General features: G+C 48.3%; 16 protein-coding genes, 3 tRNA genes and 2 rRNA genes. 6 read left to right on the top strand and 15 right to left on the bottom strand.

Features of this window, described 5'->3' with window-relative positions:
- Positions 1–196 precede the first annotated feature (196 nt).
- The 4 genes from AYO36_RS00355 to AYO36_RS00340 all read right to left on the bottom strand — a co-directional run bounded on the left by AYO36_RS00355 (position 197) and on the right by AYO36_RS00340 (position 2,021).
- Positions 197–272, bottom strand: a tRNA-Ala gene (locus AYO36_RS00355).
- Between the two features lie 105 nt (positions 273–377).
- Positions 378–1,157, bottom strand: a complete 780-nt coding sequence (gene tatC / locus AYO36_RS00350; RefSeq protein WP_029342824.1) for a twin-arginine translocase subunit TatC — start codon at positions 1,155–1,157, stop codon at positions 378–380.
- A 7-nt stretch (positions 1,158–1,164) separates the two neighbouring features.
- Entirely contained in the window at positions 1,165–1,362 is a 198-nt protein-coding gene (locus AYO36_RS00345; protein WP_029342825.1) for a twin-arginine translocase TatA/TatE family subunit, read from the bottom strand.
- Positions 1,362–2,021, bottom strand: coding sequence for a redox-sensing transcriptional repressor Rex (locus AYO36_RS00340; protein WP_023469604.1), 660 nt, complete (start codon positions 2,019–2,021; stop codon positions 1,362–1,364). The genes AYO36_RS00345 and AYO36_RS00340 overlap by 1 nt, the downstream gene beginning before the upstream one ends.
- A 167-nt stretch (positions 2,022–2,188) precedes the next feature.
- Between AYO36_RS00340 and AYO36_RS00335 the strand changes: the two genes are divergently transcribed.
- Entirely contained in the window at positions 2,189–4,090 is a 1,902-nt protein-coding gene (locus tag AYO36_RS00335; protein WP_029342826.1) for an ATP-binding cassette domain-containing protein, read from the top strand.
- Positions 4,090–4,512 carry a hypothetical protein gene (locus AYO36_RS00330; protein ID WP_064299193.1) on the top strand — a complete coding sequence of 141 codons (423 nt, stop codon included), beginning with the start codon at positions 4,090–4,092 and terminating at the stop codon, positions 4,510–4,512. The genes AYO36_RS00335 and AYO36_RS00330 overlap by 1 nt, the downstream gene beginning before the upstream one ends.
- A 131-nt stretch (positions 4,513–4,643) precedes the next feature.
- Here AYO36_RS00330 and AYO36_RS00325 read toward each other — a convergent pair whose 3' ends face one another.
- Together AYO36_RS00325 and AYO36_RS00320 are read right to left on the bottom strand one after the other, a co-directional pair.
- Positions 4,644–5,237 (bottom strand): flavin reductase family protein, encoded by a 594-nt coding sequence (locus AYO36_RS00325; protein WP_064299192.1) that lies wholly within the window; start codon positions 5,235–5,237, stop codon positions 4,644–4,646.
- Positions 5,238–5,256: 19 nt separating this feature from the next.
- The gene (locus tag AYO36_RS00320) at positions 5,257–5,655 is read right to left on the bottom strand and encodes a DoxX family protein (RefSeq protein ID WP_023469608.1); all 399 of its coding nucleotides are present in this window, start codon (positions 5,653–5,655) and stop codon (positions 5,257–5,259) included.
- A gap of 183 nt (positions 5,656–5,838) precedes the next feature.
- Between AYO36_RS00320 and AYO36_RS00315 the strand changes: the two genes are divergently transcribed.
- From AYO36_RS00315 to AYO36_RS00305, 3 genes are all read left to right on the top strand, one after another.
- The gene (locus AYO36_RS00315) at positions 5,839–6,159 is read left to right on the top strand and encodes a winged helix-turn-helix transcriptional regulator (RefSeq protein WP_023469609.1); all 321 of its coding nucleotides are present in this window, start codon (positions 5,839–5,841) and stop codon (positions 6,157–6,159) included.
- A 105-nt stretch (positions 6,160–6,264) separates the two neighbouring features.
- Complete coding sequence (locus AYO36_RS00310; protein WP_064299191.1) at positions 6,265–6,720, top strand: flavodoxin; 456 nt, start codon at positions 6,265–6,267, stop codon at positions 6,718–6,720.
- 68 nt (positions 6,721–6,788) lie between these two features.
- Positions 6,789–7,448: a haloacid dehalogenase type II gene (locus tag AYO36_RS00305; RefSeq protein WP_023469611.1), complete on the top strand. Its 660-nt coding sequence runs from the start codon at positions 6,789–6,791 to the stop codon at positions 7,446–7,448.
- Between the two features lie 47 nt (positions 7,449–7,495).
- Here the strand turns inward: AYO36_RS00305 and AYO36_RS00300 are convergent, their stop codons facing one another.
- The 7 genes from AYO36_RS00300 to AYO36_RS00270 all read right to left on the bottom strand — a co-directional run bounded on the left by AYO36_RS00300 (position 7,496) and on the right by AYO36_RS00270 (position 10,951).
- A complete protein-coding gene (locus AYO36_RS00300) occupies positions 7,496–8,065 on the bottom strand; it encodes a hypothetical protein (protein WP_058704191.1) in 570 nt (189 codons plus the stop codon).
- A gap of 28 nt (positions 8,066–8,093) precedes the next feature.
- Positions 8,094–9,101: a tRNA (adenosine(37)-N6)-threonylcarbamoyltransferase complex transferase subunit TsaD gene (gene tsaD, locus AYO36_RS00295; protein ID WP_064299190.1), complete on the bottom strand. Its 1,008-nt coding sequence runs from the start codon at positions 9,099–9,101 to the stop codon at positions 8,094–8,096.
- Positions 9,098–9,553, bottom strand: coding sequence for a ribosomal protein S18-alanine N-acetyltransferase (gene rimI / locus AYO36_RS00290; RefSeq protein WP_023469614.1), 456 nt, complete (start codon positions 9,551–9,553; stop codon positions 9,098–9,100). The genes tsaD and rimI overlap by 4 nt, the downstream gene beginning before the upstream one ends.
- On the bottom strand, positions 9,546–10,199 hold the full coding sequence (gene tsaB, locus AYO36_RS00285; protein WP_064299189.1) for a tRNA (adenosine(37)-N6)-threonylcarbamoyltransferase complex dimerization subunit type 1 TsaB: 654 nt from the start codon (positions 10,197–10,199) through the stop codon (positions 9,546–9,548). Before tsaB ends, rimI begins: the two co-directional genes overlap by 8 nt.
- The gene (tsaE, locus tag AYO36_RS00280) at positions 10,196–10,645 is read right to left on the bottom strand and encodes a tRNA (adenosine(37)-N6)-threonylcarbamoyltransferase complex ATPase subunit type 1 TsaE (protein WP_064299188.1); all 450 of its coding nucleotides are present in this window, start codon (positions 10,643–10,645) and stop codon (positions 10,196–10,198) included. Before tsaE ends, tsaB begins: the two co-directional genes overlap by 4 nt.
- Positions 10,646–10,763: 118 nt before the next feature.
- Positions 10,764–10,840, bottom strand: a tRNA-Met gene (locus AYO36_RS00275).
- A 34-nt stretch (positions 10,841–10,874) separates the two neighbouring features.
- Positions 10,875–10,951, bottom strand: a tRNA-Met gene (locus tag AYO36_RS00270).
- Between the two features lie 129 nt (positions 10,952–11,080).
- Between AYO36_RS00270 and AYO36_RS00265 the strand changes: the two genes are divergently transcribed.
- On the top strand, positions 11,081–11,551 hold the full coding sequence (locus tag AYO36_RS00265) for an NUDIX hydrolase (protein WP_064299187.1): 471 nt from the start codon (positions 11,081–11,083) through the stop codon (positions 11,549–11,551).
- Between the two features lie 124 nt (positions 11,552–11,675).
- Here the strand turns inward: AYO36_RS00265 and rrf are convergent.
- Together rrf and AYO36_RS00255 are read right to left on the bottom strand one after the other, a co-directional pair.
- Positions 11,676–11,791 (bottom strand): 5S ribosomal RNA (rrf, locus tag AYO36_RS00260).
- Positions 11,792–11,838: 47 nt separating this feature from the next.
- Positions 11,839–12,011, bottom strand: a 23S ribosomal RNA gene (locus AYO36_RS00255); the annotation flags it as partial.

Genomic DNA, 12,011 nt, shown 5'->3' with positions numbered 1-12,011 from the left:
CATAGTAGTACTACTAATAAAACAGTTAAACGAAAATTCTGTATATTTAGTTTAATGAATTTAATGGAAATAAACAATTTATATTTGCCTATTTTTTTAATTTATTTGTTTTACATGACATTTTATATTTTTAAGGAATTAAACTGGGAGTAAAATAAAAACTCCTCGAAGCCTCGAGGAGTTAGATGTTTGGTATTGGTGGAGACTATCGGGATCGAACCGACGACCTTTTGGCTGCCAGCCAAACGCTCTCCCAGCTGAGCTAAGCCCCCATGAATTATCTTTAGTATACGTATCACTAACTGCTTTATCAATATAAAAATAACGCTTTCATAAAAAAGAATTCCTTCCAAAAATCGTCGGAAGGAATTCACGATTCATTTATTCAATTCACGCATCAAATCCGCCTGTCGTTCAAGCTCTGCCTGTTGCTCGAGGATCAGGACCTTTTTGTACGTCCGCGCAGAAATCAAGATGCTGATCTCATAGAGAACGAACAATGGCACCGAGATCATCAAGTGTGACGTCACGTCCGGCGGTGCGATCAATGCCGCAACGACGAACAGCGCAAAGTACGCATATTTCCGATTCTTTCGCATGAAATATGGCGTCACGAGACCCAGACGTGTCAGGAACATCGTCACGACCGGCAATTGGAAAAGAAGACCGAACGGCATCGTCAACCGGATTAAGAAACTGAAGTAGTTCTCCACTCCGATGACTTGTTCGATTCCGAGCTCTTTCCCGAGATCCGTTGAGACTTCAAGCAAGAAGGGAAGCAACCAGAAATACGAGAAGGCTACGCCAGCCAAAAACAGAAAGAAGATGACCGGAATATACGTCAATGTCGCTTTTTGCTCCTTGTCATAAAGTCCTGGTCGGACGAATGCCCAGAGTTGATACATCCAGAACGGTGACGCTAAAATCAGCGCAATAATGAACGCAAGATTCAAATACAACATTAAAGGATCGGCGACGTTGAAGGCATTCAAACCGATACCGAGCTCTTTTAAGTCTGCTTGCAAGAAGCGGACGAGCGGTCGGACGAGCGGAAATGCGACAGCGAACAGGACGACGACGATGATAAGCGACCAGACGATCCGCTTTCGCAGTTCGTCAAGGTGCGACGTCATGCTTTGCTCTTGATCAACCGTCATGATTCAATCACTTCTCTTTCGGTTCGTCCTTTTTATCGTCGTCCATGATGCCGTTCGTGGCATTCTTGAACTCTTTCAATGTCTGACCAGCAGCACGTCCGAATTCTGGTAACTTCTTCGGTCCAAAGATGATCAACGCGACGACCGCGATCAATCCGATGCTCGCAGGTCCGATACCTAGTGTGAGCGGAATAAGGTTTTCCATTATGATTTCACTCCTTCAGCTGATTGCGAATAATGCTTCATGAAATAAACTAACGACTGCAACTCGATCGATAAATCAATGTGATGGACCCGGACGCTCGCTGGCACGTTCAACCGCGCTGGCGTAAAGTTCAGGATGCCTGTCACACCATACTCGACTAACTCATCCGCTACTGACTGCGCGAACTGGGATGGAACCGTCAAGATGGCAACATCGACCTGATTCGCTTCGATTTGTTCTTTCATGTCCGAAACATGATAGATTGGAACGTCATGCGTCGTTGTTCCGACCTTCTCTTCGTCCGCATCAAACGCAACGACTATCCGAGTACTATTATTCTTTAAAAAGTTATAATTTGCAAACGCTGTTCCGAGATGACCGACCCCGATTAAGGCAACATTCGTCACCTCATCTTGATTCAAGGTTTTGCGGAAAAACGTTAAGAGATGTTGAACGTTGTATCCATACCCCTTCTTCCCTAATGCCCCAAAGTAGGAAAAATCGCGACGAATCGTTGCTGAATCAACCTTCACCGCCTCGCTTAACTCAGCAGAAGAGACGCGGAGCTTGCCTGAATTGTATAAACTTTGGATGAAGCGATAATATAGCGGCAACCGTTTTGCTGTCGCTTGTGGAATTTTTGTGTCTGGTCCATTCATCCTGCAGTTCCCCCTTCGGCCACATCCATCGTGGCACCCAAATCTTTGCAAAAAGCTTTCTACTCTCCTTGATTGTAAACCACTTCACATAGAGTCACAAATAATATATTCCGCAGGACCTCGCGCTTTTGTTCGTGATAGACTAAAGGGTGGAAGGATGGATGGAAATGATACTCTTACAAGTCAACCAACTCTCGAAATCATTCGGCGTCGAGCCGATTTTAGAAAATATCAAATTGGAAGTACAAGAGCGCGACCGCATTGCGCTCGTCGGACGAAACGGTGCCGGTAAATCGACCTTGCTCAAAATCATTGCTGGCGAACTCAGTCATGACTCAGGCGACATCATGAAAGGCAAGGATGTCAAAATCGGTTATCTCGCGCAAGACAGTGGTCTCGAATCGAATGAGACGATCTGGAACGAGATGCTGACCGTCTTTGAACATCTCCAAGAACAAGAACGGACACTGCGCCGGATGGAAATCGAAATGGGCATGGAGCATATCTTGAATGACCCGGTCGCTTACGATCGTCTCTTGAAGACATACGATCAAGCGCAACACGACTTCTCAGAAGCCGGTGGTTATCAGTTCGAAGCAAATATCCGCTCCGTCCTGCACGGCATGCGCTTTTATCCGGATGATTACTCGCGCCGGATTCAGACATTATCCGGTGGTCAACGGACACGGCTTGCCTTAGCAAAGATGCTCCTGCAAGCACCAGAGCTCCTCATTCTCGATGAGCCGACCAACCACCTCGATATCGATACGCTCGCGTGGCTCGAAAGTTACCTCGGTGGTTATCGTGGTGCCGTCCTGATCGTCTCGCACGACCGGTACTTCCTCGACCAAGTCGTCAATGTCGTCTATGAGCTGTCACGCAATGTCTGTCGTAAGTTCACCGGGAACTATACGAAGTACTTGGAGCAAAAAGCGGCCTTATACGATCAGGAAATGAAGCAGTTTGAACAGCAGCAAGAAGAAATCGCGAAGATGCAGGACTTCATTCAACGGAACATCGCCCGGGCGACGACGACAAAACGTGCCCAAAGTGTCCGGAAACGGCTCGAAAAGGTCGACCGACTCGATCGTCCAGATGGAGATGAGCGTAGCACGGTCCTGTCCTTCCCGATTGAAAAACAGAGCGGGAATGACGTTCTGCAAGTCAATCAACTGGCGATCGGTTACGAAGAAGCTGTCTCAAAAGACATCACCTTCCGCTTGCAACGCGGTGAATCACTGGCACTCGTCGGACCGAACGGAATCGGAAAGTCGACGCTTCTAAAAGTCCTCGTCGGTCGCTTACGCCCCCTCTTCGGTGATTTCCGTTTCGGAACTGGCGTCTCGATCGGCTATTACGATCAAGAGCAGGCGGAACTCAATGATCGGAACCGTGTCATCGATGAGATTTGGAACGAATGGCCACTGATGCGTGAACAAGAAGTCCGGTCTGTCCTCGGGCAATTCCTGTTTAGCGGTGACGATGTCTTCAAGATCGTCCATGAGTTATCCGGTGGCGAACGCGGACGTCTCGCGCTCGCGAAACTGAAACTCCGAAAGACGAACGTCCTCGTCCTCGATGAGCCGACGAACCACTTGGATCTGGATTCGAAGATGGTCCTTGAAAACGCGCTCGTCGACTACGAAGGTACGCTGCTATTCGTCTCCCACGACCGTTACTTCATCGACCGGATCGCGACCCGCGTCATCGAGATGAGTGAAGCCGGCGTGACGGAATACCTCGGTGATTATTCATACTACACGGAGAAGAAGGCGGAGCAAGAAGAGATTGCGCGTCTTGAAGCCGAGGAAGCAAAAGCCGCAAAGGTCACGGCGTCGAAGACGATCGACAAGGAAGCACAGAAAGAAGAACGCAAGCGCCGTCAGCAAATCGAACAGCTCGAACAAGACATCGAGCGGCTCGAACAGCGTTCGGCAGAAATTGAACAATTGCTCTGTGAACCGGAAGTCTTCAACGATATTCCGAAAGCGACAGCTCTTTCAGCAGAACGTGACCAAATTGATGTCGATCTACTCGAATTGATGGAACGATGGGAGAACCAACACTGATGCGGACGAAAAGCTTTTTCATTAACTTGATTCAAGGACTGCTATCCGGCATCCTTTATTTCGTACCGATGTATGCGGACTACGTGTCGACCTTCATCCGGCCGGATGCTTTTAATGCCGCGCTTCCTTTGTTCCTCCTGATTTCTTGTATGATCGGTCTCGTCATCCAGACATGGAGCGGTCTTTTCGTCAGTTTACTCTCGGGATTATGCTGTACGCTCCTGACGACACAGCTATTCGTCGAACTCAATGACCCGTTGATCCTATCGTATTACGGTAGTGTCTCACCGCTCACCGCTTTCTTGATCAGCTGTGTCGGCATTTGGGCACTCGCGATCGTCTTTTATTTGCTCGATGGCTATCAGTACAGTAAACGTCATGGTCTTGAAGCCTCTTCAAACGAAATCGATCCGCAACCTTGAAGTCCGATCGATGAATCAGATGAACGACATGAGAAAAAGGAGTGGAGATTCCGGTAGCTAGACCGGTCTCTCCACTCCTTTTCGTTTGAATCAAAACGAATCGTACGATGAATCAAGCATTCACGCTTCTATCATTTTGTCGGTCGGGCAATCGTAAACGTCTTCCCGATCGTCGCATAATCATTCCCTGCTAAACGAGCGACAGCCTTCAAGCCTGCTGCGTCAATCCGGAACGAATCGACGAGTTCATCCGCGACGTGATAACGCAGTACTTCCCCAATCAGAAGATCGGCACCTTCTAGCTCGACGTGTTGCGTCAAGCGCATCTCGAAGCGGATTTTCGCTTCCGCGATTCCGGGTACTTCGATCGCGTCACTATCGACGAGCGTCAAATCCGTCCGCTCAAGCTCACTTTCACCGTAAGCAAGTGGCGCTGCTGTCTCATTAACTGCGTCGACGATCTCTTCGCTGACGATATGGATGACATAACTTTGTTTCGCCAAGATGTTACGTGCCGTATCCTTCTGCCCCTGATCCGTCCGTTGTACGGCGATCACCAGTTGCGGCGGACTGCTTGAAGCGACCGTAAAGAAGGAAAACGGTGCGGCGTTGACCGTCCCGTCTTCTCCTTGCGTTGTCACGAAAGCAATCGGACGCGGAATGATGCTTCCGATCAGTAATTTATAATTGTCTTTTGCGCTAAGCGTTGATGCCTCGAACTTCATGAATGACCCACCTTTTTCTTCACCCGATGAGTGCAGCGAGTGAATAGTCTCCAGCACCGATCATCGCTACACCAAGCGCGATGACGATCAATGCCATGTTGTATTCGTACCCGTTCTGCGTCACCCAGTAACCATTCGCACCGTGTACTTTAACGATCGCGACAAGCATCGATCCGATGATGAGGAGTGCTGCGATCCAGAGGAATACGCCTCCTGCAAACAACAAGCCGCCGATCAATTCAGCAAGACCTGCTGTAATCGCGAGTGCCTTCCCTGGCTTCATGCCGATTGATTCGAACCAACCGCCTGTTCCAGCGATTCCGTGTCCGCCGAACCAACCAAATAATTTTTGTGTCCCGTGTGCAGCGAACGTTAAGCCGATGATTAAACGAATAATTAAAAGTCCTGTATCCATCATTTCTCTCTTCTCCTTTTACCTAATGTATTTTAGTTACTTTAAGTAACTCAATAAACAGACTATATCTTATCACTTACTAAAAGTAAATAGATTTGTTTTAGTTCTTTTTGTTACATTAAGTAAAATGATTCGATTTTTTTAGCAGAAGCGGGTATACTACAACTATAGAAAGGATGAGTGCTGATGGAAGAAGTCGCAATCCAACCGGCTCTTTGTCCCAAAGTCGAACATGCCTTTGAAATCTTAGGTAAGAAATGGACGGGTCTGATCTTACGTCACTTGTTGACGAAGACATGTCGTTTCAATGAGATTCAAGATGCCATTCCCGAATTATCAGGTCGTATGCTCACGGAACGTATGAAGGAGCTCGAAGCGGAAGGCATCGTCATCCGGACTGTCATTCCCGATCGTCCGATTAAGATTCAATACAGTTTGACCGACAAAGGGCGCCAACTCGAACCGGTCATTCGTTCCATTGAGGAATGGGCCGAACTACAAGACTAATGTATAGAAAAGCATCTTCTTTGGAAGGTGCTTTTTTATATGTCCTTTGACATTGATAATCATTATCAATTAAAGTAGAGAAGTACAGTGAAAGGAGGAAGATGCATGCATATCGCGATTGGATTCGTCAGCATGTCCGGTAATACGGAAGATATCGTCTCGCTCATTCAACATGAACTCGAGCAACACGATGTCAACGTGACGATCACGGAACTAGATCAATTCGTCGGGGAGGACTTATCACGTTTTGATGGTCTATTACTCGGCTCATATACATGGGGAGACGGTGATTTACCGTATGAAGCAGAAGATTTTGTCGAGGAGCTCCGGGAACAATCCTTACAAGGGATACCGGCGGCGGCTTTTGGTTCGGGGGATCTTGATTATCCGAAGTACTGCGCAGCCGTTGATTTGATTGAAGACGCATTAAAAGAAGCTGGGGCGACCATCGTCACGGATGGCTTGAAGATTGAGTTTGATCCGAATACCCCGGAGAAACAAGCCGCTTGTCGTGCGTTCGTGCAAACGTTTCATCGCTTTTTACAACAGGTTCATTCTTGAGTGTCGTTTGAATCCGTACTGTAAGGGAATCGTTAAAGCAGACTCTATGAAAGTGAGATGAATGTTTTATGACGATTCAAGCACTCGTCTTTGACGTCTACGGTACATTATTCGATGTCCATTCCGTCAAAGAACAAGCCGAAGCGCTTTATCCGGATCACGGAGAAGCGATCAGCAAACGCTGGCGGGAGAAACAATTGGAGTACTCTTTCCTCCGGCAATTGAACGGACAGTATGTGCCGTTCAGCCAAGTGACACAAGATGCCCTCCGCTATACGTTACTTGAACTAAAGCTCCATGTGACCGAGGAACAAATCACGACGTTAATGGAGACGTACCTGACGCTTGATGTATATCCTGAAGTCAGCTCCGTTCTCGAGACGATGGCGGACAAGCGTCTGGTCGTCTTCTCGAATGGTTCCCATGATATGCTCGATCCGCTGATTGAGCAGTCAGGCTTAGCCGATCGGTTCGAACATCTCGTCAGTGTCGATGATATCAAACAGTATAAGCCAGCACCTGCATCCTATATGCATGCCTTAAACACGCTCGGTCTAAAACGCGAGGAGATCCTCTTCATGTCCTCGAACGGTTGGGATATCACCGGGGCGAAGAGTTTCGGCTTCAAAACGGCATGGATCAATCGAAATGGACTTCCGGTCGAGGAATTGAATCTCGATCCCGATCGCATCTATGATGACTTGACGGGTATCACTGAATGGCAATGAACGAACAACAGCGGACTCCTATTTAGGAATCCGCTGTTTTCATGGATTTAGTAATTAGACAAACGTGAGTAACCCTTCTTGAATAGATCGAGTTTCAGACCGCCTTCTTTTTCGATGAAGAAGAGGTATTCGTTTTGATCCGTATCCTTATAGAAGACCTTAAATAACGTCAACGTCCGTTTTTTATTGTTCTCGACAGCCGTCACCTCATGCTTTGAGATGACCTCGGCTTGGACTTGTTCTGCATCCATCTTTTGAATCATTGGTTCGAATGACTTCTTTTCTTGATCCGTCACTGGTGTTCCGGAAGCAATCATGAAATAATCATCACTCGCCTTGTTCGTTAAACCATACTTCCGATCGACGATGACGACGTTACTGAGCTTACCATTGACTGTCTGATCAAAAGCATATAACTTTTGAATCCGGGTCTTTTCCCCTTCTGCTCGTCCGATTTCGTAAAGTGGACGTTGTTTCGTATTCGTCTCGACCGCTTTTTTATCGGGTACGAGTTCTTCCTTATAGGCGACTTGGTATGCGTTGACGATTTCTCGGATCTGAAGTCCGATCGCGACGATGACCAGTACCGCTAACAATGCGATGATGACTTTTTTCATTCCATTTCCCCCAAGTTGTTCGGATTCCTTACTTTAAATCTAGCCCAGGTTCTGCGTTCATGGCAAGTGTCGAATAGCGTAACGCGCGATACGGATGAATCGCAGCCGCTCCGATCATCGCTGCATTGTCTCCACACAGGTGCATCGGCGGAATGACGAGATCGATTCCTTCCTTCGCACACGCTGCTTCGAGACCTTGGCGTAATCCTTTGTTGGCAGCGACGCCACCAGCAAGCAGTAATTGACGTCCCCCTTTATCCTTCACGGCACGGACCGCCTTCGTCACGAGTACCTCGACGACGCTCGCTTGGAAACTCGCAGCTAAATCTTCCGGGATGATCGTTTCTCCCCGTTGTTCGGCGTTATGAACGGCATTGATGACTGCTGACTTCAAACCGCTGAAGCTAAAGTCATACGAATCCTTTTCGAGCCAGACACGTGGAAAATGGAACGTATCCTGACCCGTCTGTGCCAACTGGTCGATTCGTGGACCACCCGGGTACGGCAATTTCAACGTCCGAGCAACTTTATCATAGGCTTCTCCCGCTGCATCATCCCGCGTTTCACCGATGACTTCATATACACCGTCTTCCGGCATGTAGATCAGTTCCGTATGCCCCCCTGATGCGATCAAACAGACGAGCGGGAACTCAAGCTCTTGCACGAGTCGATTCGCATAGATATGACCTGCGATGTGATGGACACCAATCAATGGTTTATCGTGCGCAAAGGCGAGTGCCTTCGCTGCGCTGACACCAACGAGTAATGCTCCGACCAGTCCAGGTCCTTCCGTGACGGCGATCGCATCGATATCGTCGATCGTGACGTTCGCTTCCGTCAAGGCGTCATCAATGACGTATGTGATCCGTTCAACGTGATGCCGTGAAGCCACTTCAGGCACGACGCCACCGAATCGTTTATGACTTTCGATTTGAGACGAGACGACGTTCGATAAGACGTCGGTTCCTCCACGGACGACGGCAGCCGCCGTTTCGTCGCAACTCGATTCGATTGCTAGAATCAATGGTTGTGTCATAGGTCTTCTCCCTCCAGCTCCAGCCAGTAGATGGCAGCATCTTCATTGTTATCTTGATAATATCGTTTTCGGACACCGACATACTGAAATCCGAGTTTTTCATATAAAGTCCGCGCTGGTGTGTTCGAGACACGTACTTCGAGCGTCATCGCCCGCAAATCAAGCGCACGACCGACGGCGATCAATGCCGTTAGCAGATCTTCCCCAAGTCCTTGTCCGCGATGCGACTGCTTGACGGCAATATTCGTAATATGTCCTTCATCCGCGATATGCCACAGACCAGCAAACCCGACGATACCATCTTGATCGGCAACGACATAATAGGCATTCGGATTTTGTGTCATTTCCGCTTCGAAGGCATCTAGCGTCCACGGTGTCGCAAACGATTCGAGTTCAACCGCATGAACACCTGCAGCGTCCTGTACGGTCATCCGACGAATGCCCTTACTCATGACGCTGTGCCTCGATCCATTTCGCCTCTGCTTCAGCTAGACGCAGGTATCGTGGTTCGAACGCATGCGCTTCGACCGTCTGGCGTGTTGCACCGAGTAAAGCGAGTACACCGGCACGCGGAGTCCGGAAAGCAGGAGCCGCCTTTTCAAATGGCTGAAGAATCTCTTCGAACGCATCGACGTCTCCTGTGACGAGCGTATCTGGCGGTAACGTCTTCACAAAAGAAGCGATCTCGACATGCTGCTCTTCACCGATTCGTTTCCCGGCGTCGTATACTCCGACAAAACCTGCACCACGTCGCGCATCTTGAATCGCTGCGACGCGTCCCGTATGACCTGTCGAAGCTGCCATCAGTTCAAGTGTCGAGATGGCAACGAGCTCGATGCCCAGTGTATACGCGAGCGTCTTCGCTGTCGTCGCTCCAATCCGTAATCCGGTATAAGAACCAGGACCGTCAGCAACGACGACACGTGTCAGTTGAGCCGGTGTCCATTTTGCTTCCACCATCAAGCGCTCAAGCAACGGCATGAGTTTCGTCGCATGATTCAAAGACGTGACATAAGAAGCTTCTGCTACGATTTGTTTCCCGTCTGAAAGAGCGACCGATAATTGTTTCGTCGATGTATCAATAGCTACGATTTTCATGATTTCAATCCCTCACATAATGTAATGTATCGTTCTCCGATCGGCGTCAGCTCAAAACGACGGCTATCATCACCCGTTCGTGTGATCGTGATTGCCAATCGTTCAGGTGGAAGACTCTCCGCAATCAATTCAGACCACTCGACGACGGCGACGCCTTCACCGTTCAAATATTCTTCAAGTCCGATATCATCACCGGAACCTTCCAAGCGATAGACATCCATGTGATAAAGAGGAAGACGTCCCGTATAGACTTTCATGATCGTAAAGGTAGGGCTGTTGACGTGACGCGTCACACCTAACCCTTTCGCAAAGCTTTGCGTAAAGGTCGTTTTCCCAGCACCTAAATCCCCATCGAGCGTAATGACCATTCCCGCTTCAGCACGTCGTCCGAGTTCAAGGGCCAAGGCAGTCGTTTCTTCCAAGCTGTTCATTTCCAGTTCTATCATACGATGTCTCCTCCTTAATGCGTACTGTTCGTCCTTCTCTATTGTACCGAACGAAAAAGGCAAAAAAAAATACGAAACGCTGAACGTTTCGTAGTAAAGTTGAAGTTAAGTTTAAAATTGGTTGCGGGGGCCGGATTTGAACCGACGACCTTTGGGTTATGAGCCCAACGAGCTACCAGACTGCTCCACCCCGCGACGATAAACGTTTCGGATTTGATTATTTAAAAATTGGTTGCGGGGGCCGGATTTGAACCGACGACCTTTGGGTTATGAGCCCAACGAGCTACCAGACTGCTCCACCCCGCGATGATATAACGTTTCGACAGATATTAATATAACATGCGTCTTTTAAATTGGCAAGTCTTTTTGCCTTATTTCTTTTTACTAACTGTCATAATGAATATTCTTCTATATTGATACGAAAGGAGTGAGCAGATGGGATACTTATTAAATTTACGAAAGATCGTAGGCAACCGACCGTTGATCAGCGTGGGGGCGACCGTACTCGTCATGAATTCACAACATGAACTGCTATTTCAATATCGTTCGGATACACACAGTTGGGGACTCCCCGGTGGTTCGATGGAACCAGGTGAGACACTTGAAGAAGTTGCGATGCGCGAGTTGCAGGAAGAAACCGGACTTCAAGCACGCAGCGTTCAGCTGCTAGACGTCTTCTCGGGTCCTGATTACTTCTTCCGTTATCCAAATGGCGATCAAACCTACAGTGTGATCCATCTCTTTCAAGCAAAAGACGTATCGGGTACCTTACAAATGACGGACGGAGAGAGTCTCGACTTACAGTATTTCTCCCTGAATCAATTACCAACACCTCTTGAAGCACGTGCTGCAGCGCTCTTACACCAAGTCACGCCTCGTCTTCTTAGCACAATCCCTTCTTTTTAATCTAGATGCTTCGCTTAAACTGACGTGATGGCGGATTGACGCCCATTCGTCAGTTTTTTTATTTCTTTCTTATCTAAAAGGATTACACAAAAAGACCGACCTGCAATCTGCAGATCGGTCAAGTGCCTGGCAACGTCCTATCCTCACAGGGGGAAGCCCCCAACTACTTTCGGCGTTCAAGTGCTTAACTTCCGTGTTCGGCATGGGAACGGGTGTGACCACTTGGCTATCGTCACCAGACGACGGGCTCGCGCCCTCAAAACTGAAGTCATCAACAATGCATCTGCTAGAACAAGGCCTCGACCGATTAGTATCACTCAGCTCCACATGTCGCCATGCTTCCACCCGTGACCTATCTACCTCATCGTCTCTGAGGGGTCTTTCTTGATTACTCAAAGGGAAATCTCATCTTGGAGGGGGCTTCATGCTTAGATGCTTTCAGCATTTATCCCGTCCGCAC

It is taken from the genome of Exiguobacterium sp. KKBO11, assembly GCF_001644945.1.
Classification (GTDB): domain Bacteria; phylum Bacillota; class Bacilli; order Exiguobacteriales; family Exiguobacteriaceae; genus Exiguobacterium_A; species Exiguobacterium_A abrahamii.
This window is presented reverse-complemented; position numbering and strand designations above follow the sequence as displayed.

Bases quoted from the DNA above. Each gene is read 5' to 3' on its own strand.
- AYO36_RS00315 (WP_023469609.1), top strand. From the start codon at position 5,839: ATGGAAGAAGTCGCAATCCAACCGGCTCTTTGTCCCAAAGTCGAACAT.
- AYO36_RS00265 (WP_064299187.1), top strand. From the start codon at position 11,081: ATGGGATACTTATTAAATTTACGAAAGATCGTAGGCAACCGACCGTTG.
- tatC (WP_029342824.1), bottom strand. From the start codon at position 1,157: ATGACGGTTGATCAAGAGCAAAGCATGACGTCGCACCTTGACGAACTG.
- AYO36_RS00320 (WP_023469608.1), bottom strand. From the start codon at position 5,655: ATGATGGATACAGGACTTTTAATTATTCGTTTAATCATCGGCTTAACG.
- AYO36_RS00335 (WP_029342826.1), top strand. From the start codon at position 2,189: ATGATACTCTTACAAGTCAACCAACTCTCGAAATCATTCGGCGTCGAG.
- tsaB (WP_064299189.1), bottom strand. From the start codon at position 10,199: ATGAAAATCGTAGCTATTGATACATCGACGAAACAATTATCGGTCGCT.
- AYO36_RS00340 (WP_023469604.1), bottom strand. From the start codon at position 2,021: ATGAATGGACCAGACACAAAAATTCCACAAGCGACAGCAAAACGGTTG.
- tsaD (WP_064299190.1), bottom strand. From the start codon at position 9,101: ATGACACAACCATTGATTCTAGCAATCGAATCGAGTTGCGACGAAACG.
- AYO36_RS00310 (WP_064299191.1), top strand. From the start codon at position 6,265: ATGCATATCGCGATTGGATTCGTCAGCATGTCCGGTAATACGGAAGAT.
- AYO36_RS00345 (WP_029342825.1), bottom strand. From the start codon at position 1,362: ATGGAAAACCTTATTCCGCTCACACTAGGTATCGGACCTGCGAGCATC.
- AYO36_RS00300 (WP_058704191.1), bottom strand. From the start codon at position 8,065: ATGAAAAAAGTCATCATCGCATTGTTAGCGGTACTGGTCATCGTCGCG.
- tsaE (WP_064299188.1), bottom strand. From the start codon at position 10,645: ATGATAGAACTGGAAATGAACAGCTTGGAAGAAACGACTGCCTTGGCC.
- AYO36_RS00305 (WP_023469611.1), top strand. From the start codon at position 6,789: ATGACGATTCAAGCACTCGTCTTTGACGTCTACGGTACATTATTCGAT.
- AYO36_RS00325 (WP_064299192.1), bottom strand. From the start codon at position 5,237: ATGAAGTTCGAGGCATCAACGCTTAGCGCAAAAGACAATTATAAATTA.
- AYO36_RS00330 (WP_064299193.1), top strand. From the start codon at position 4,090: ATGCGGACGAAAAGCTTTTTCATTAACTTGATTCAAGGACTGCTATCC.
- rimI (WP_023469614.1), bottom strand. From the start codon at position 9,553: ATGAGTAAGGGCATTCGTCGGATGACCGTACAGGACGCTGCAGGTGTT.